Origin of the sequence: Microbacterium sp. (genome assembly GCF_041641055.1) — a bacterium.
In the GTDB taxonomy this organism is placed as follows: Bacteria; Actinomycetota; Actinomycetes; order Actinomycetales; family Microbacteriaceae; genus Microbacterium.
Genome location: NZ_JBEPZB010000057.1, coordinates 1 through 3,006 on the forward strand (window position 1 = coordinate 1; position 3,006 = coordinate 3,006).

The 3,006-nt window shown below is 68.2% G+C and carries 4 protein-coding genes; 1 reads left to right on the forward strand and 3 read right to left on the reverse strand.

Features of this window, described 5'->3' with window-relative positions; translation table 11 throughout:
- Window positions 1–321 (reverse strand): hypothetical protein (locus tag ACESK8_RS17750; RefSeq protein WP_372969813.1); only part of this gene is annotated, 321 nt, incomplete at its 3' end.
- A gap of 120 nt (window positions 322–441) precedes the next feature.
- Here ACESK8_RS17750 and ACESK8_RS17755 point away from each other — a divergent pair.
- Complete coding sequence (locus tag ACESK8_RS17755; protein WP_372969814.1) at window positions 442–1,008, forward strand: dihydrofolate reductase family protein; 567 nt, start codon at window positions 442–444, stop codon at window positions 1,006–1,008.
- Here ACESK8_RS17755 and ACESK8_RS17760 read toward each other — a convergent pair.
- Both ACESK8_RS17760 and ACESK8_RS17765 read right to left on the reverse strand, forming a co-directional pair.
- The gene (locus ACESK8_RS17760) at window positions 984–2,207 is read right to left on the reverse strand and encodes an FAD-dependent oxidoreductase (RefSeq protein WP_372969815.1); all 1,224 of its coding nucleotides are present in this window, start codon (window positions 2,205–2,207) and stop codon (window positions 984–986) included. The two genes, ACESK8_RS17755 and ACESK8_RS17760, sit on opposite strands and share 25 nt — an antisense overlap.
- 42 nt (window positions 2,208–2,249) lie before the next feature.
- Window positions 2,250–2,750 (reverse strand): hypothetical protein, encoded by a 501-nt coding sequence (locus ACESK8_RS17765; RefSeq protein ID WP_372969816.1) that lies wholly within the window; start codon window positions 2,748–2,750, stop codon window positions 2,250–2,252.
- Window positions 2,751–3,006 lie beyond the last annotated feature (256 nt).

Below are 3,006 nucleotides of genomic sequence, written 5' to 3' on the forward strand. Positions count from 1 at the left end.
GTGTTCGACCTCGTTGAAGGAGTCCAGGAGGCGGAGGGTGAGGGCTTCCTTCGCACGTGGCCGGTCGATTCGTTCACTCAGCTCGAAGGCGAGGACGTCGAAGTCGCGCTCGCTGGATCGAGGCACAGTGGCACGCACTCGCCCGAGCTGCGGGTCGTCGCCCGTCAGATGCAGATGCGCCCGCAATTCCGGATCGAACCCTGTGCCACCCACGTGAACGATCTCTCCCGTGGTGGAGTCGAGCCAGACGTACAGCCACGACCCAGTGGGACGTACGCGACCGCCCCGAACGGAGATGACGCGAGGCTGGCTGGAGGGCATGCGTTCACCATATTCGCGGCGGCCTCCTCGGCGACAGCACGGTTACCTCAGCGGCGGCCCGTCGGTACTCTGAGTCCCACCCCGTACCATCCACCGCCCGCATCGAAGGAGATCGGCGAGATGAGACCACTGCGTTATTCGATCAACGTCACGCTCGACGGCTGCGTGCATCATGAGGCGGGCGTCGCTCCCGACGAGGAGCTGATGCGCTTCTGGACCGCCGAGATGGAGCGGGCGGATGCCGTCATCTACGGCCGAACAACCTACGAGATGATGGAGGGCGCGTGGCGTCGCCCCGCATCCGGAGTCTGGCCCGACTGGATGAGCGAGTGGGAGGTCCCGTTCGCCGAGGCCATCGACCGCGTGCCGAAGTACGTCGTGTCGCGCACGCTGGATGCCGTCGACTGGAACGCCGAGCTCATCCGGGGCGACCTGTCCGAGACGGTCCGCCAGCTGAAGCAGCAGCCGGGCGAGGGGCTGTCGGTCGGCGGCGTGACGCTGCCGCTCGCGCTCGCCGAGCTGGGGCTGATCGACGAGTACACGTTCGTCGTGCATCCGGTCATCGCGGGGCATGGGCCGAGACTCCTCGACGGACTGAGCGAGCGCACCCGTCTCGAGCTCATCGACCGCCGCGAGTTCGCGTCGGGAGCGGTCGCGAACCGCTATCGTCCAGTGCCCGCCGCTTGACTGCGGCGATATCTGCCGGCACCGATCCATCCGGCGACCCCCAGTAGCGGGCTGGCGGCGAGCTGAGCCAGTGGGTTGCCGAGAGCCCGGATCGCCCGCACCAGACCGAGCGACTCCTCGATCGCGGGCACGGCCCACTCGTCGACCCGAGCCTGATAGCGAGCCACGGCGACGTCGATGTCAGAGTCGGCGATGAGGGCTTCGGCGAGTGCGCCGGCCGAGCGGATGGCGGTCGACCCGGCGCGTCCGCCGGTGGGAGGCATCGCGTGCACTGCATCACCGATCGCGGTGATACGGCCGGGACCCCACGGAAAGCGCGGCGCCTTCGGGTCGGCGGCGCGGAACGAGAAAGCGGCAGTGCGGTCGGGATCGGAGTCGCGAATCACTCCCGGCATCCACGGAGTCCAGCGGTCCACGAGGTCGGATGCCGTCGCGACGAGCTCGGCGGAGGATGCCGTCTGCACCGCACCAATGCTGTCGCGCCGGGCGATCAGACCCCACACAAGTGACGGCGGGCCGACGGCATCCGTAAGTTCGGGTGGGATGTCGCGCAACCCGCGCGATGTCAGCGAGAGGAACATGCCGACACCGTGACGGTCGACGGCGAGGGCGGGTCCGTGCAGCAGGTAGCGCGGAAACACGGCGTGCCGGGTGAGCGGTGTCGACCCGGCGATGCCGACCAGGCCGGTGTCCGAACTCGTGTCGGGGGTGATCGAGCGCAGAGTCGCCGAGCGGGTGCCATCCGCCGCGACGACCAGGTCGGCCTCGATGCGCGAACCGTCCGCGAGAGTGACGCTCGCCCCGCCGTCGTGGGCTTCGGCTGAGGTCACGGTCGAGGAGAATCGCAGGCGCTCGCCGAGATCTTCGCTGAAGATCTGACGCAGCGCGCGGCGCTGGCACAGCATCCGGTCTTGTCCAGGCGGCTCGGGCGCAACGACGATCGGTCGCAGGCGCGAGTCGGCGATCGTGAACTGCGAGAACGTCTCGGGTCCGTCGGAGACAGAGCGGATGCGGTCGACGAGCCGCCCCGCGACGTGCCGCTCGATCACAGCGACCGCCTCGGGAGTGAGCGCGATGCGGTAACCGCCGGTGTCGGCCGGATTCGCGTCGCGGTCGAGCACGATGACCTCGGCGTGGTCGCGCAGCGCCTGGGCGAGCACGAGCCCGCCGAGACCGGCCCCGCTCACCACGATGCGCATGATTCCAGCTTGACGGAAGCACGCCGTTTCGCCCAGCGTCGATCACACCGGCGGCTGAGGAGTGGGTGTTCTGCGCCGAGTCCAGAATGCGGTGAAGCCCGCGTAGGCGCCGAAGATCGCCGCGTATCCCAGCACGAGGATCCACAGACCGGCGCCGTGCTGATAGACGATGCTCAGGTAGATCAGCAGGAGGATGCTGCCCAAGGATCCGCCGATGCCTGCTCCGACGGCCATACTTCGGTCGACCTTCGATGCGTCGAGGTAGCTCGGCGCCGTGAACCGTTCAACGAACGCGCCGAGTGCCGCGGTCAGACCCGAGACGATGCCCGTGATGACCGTCGGAATCATGATGAGCGGGATGAGCCAACCGATGGAGGCTTGCGAATCAGGCAGGTAACGGATCATCATCACCGCCTGCACTGCAGCCATCACTGCGGTGAAGAGCACGAAGCCGAAGACAGTGAGGGCGAGGGTCGGGACGCGCGTCGTCGTGACGCGTCCGCCTGGGGGAGCAGCGCGCCGTTCGTGAAGATCATCCCCCATGCCGCGACTCTATCGTCGGCACGGTCCAGGGGGCGCGAGTACTGCTCCGACCTGTCGCAGGTGTCCGTGGGTGCACTCTCTGGGCGCCCCACGGTGAACGCTCGACCAGGGAGTCAGTAGCCTGTCCTAGTGCCCCGTCCCCGAAGTGAAGCCGCGCGCCAGTCTGTGCTCGAGGCGATGCGCGCGGCCGTCATCGCCGGCACCTACGAAGCGGTGACCATCGAGGGACTCGCTGAGACCGCAGCGGTCTCGAAGC

What these genes read in the sequence shown, in the direction of transcription:
- ACESK8_RS17755 (WP_372969814.1), top strand. Translation starts at nt 442, where the DNA reads ATGAGACCACTGCGTTATTCGATCAACGTCACGCTCGACGGCTGCGTG.
- ACESK8_RS17760 (WP_372969815.1), bottom strand. Translation starts at nt 2,207, where the DNA reads ATGCGCATCGTGGTGAGCGGGGCCGGTCTCGGCGGGCTCGTGCTCGCC.
- ACESK8_RS17765 (WP_372969816.1), bottom strand. Translation starts at nt 2,750, where the DNA reads ATGGGGGATGATCTTCACGAACGGCGCGCTGCTCCCCCAGGCGGACGC.